Consider the following 270-nt stretch of genomic DNA (forward strand, 5'->3'; position numbering starts at 1 on the left):
GGTATTTAAATAATTTTCTTTAGCTGTAAAAAACCTATTGAAAGGAGTAAAATGGCTTTAATGCATTCTGCGTAAATAAAATAATTGTGCAACGGAGTTGGTGGGAGTCCCTTTCCAGTGGCTAAAACATCTGCTCGTGCATCTAAAATTGGCAACATCCAAAATTTTTCTAAAACCAAAATCAAAGCGAGCAAAACTCCAGTACAGATAATAAATTTGTTGAGTTTCGATGGATTTAAAAAGAAATTAAAAAAGACCAAAATCATCAAT

1 protein-coding gene is annotated in these 270 nt (G+C 31.9%); it reads right to left on the bottom strand.

The features are described from left to right. Positions 1 to 5: 5 nt before the first annotated feature. The coding region (locus tag NLF92_RS13035; RefSeq protein ID WP_254102648.1) for a hypothetical protein at positions 6 to 270 on the bottom strand (265 nt) is incomplete at its 5' end.

It is taken from the genome of Opacimonas viscosa (genome assembly GCF_024199005.1).
Classification (GTDB): Bacteria; Pseudomonadota; Gammaproteobacteria; order Enterobacterales; family Alteromonadaceae; genus Opacimonas; species Opacimonas viscosa.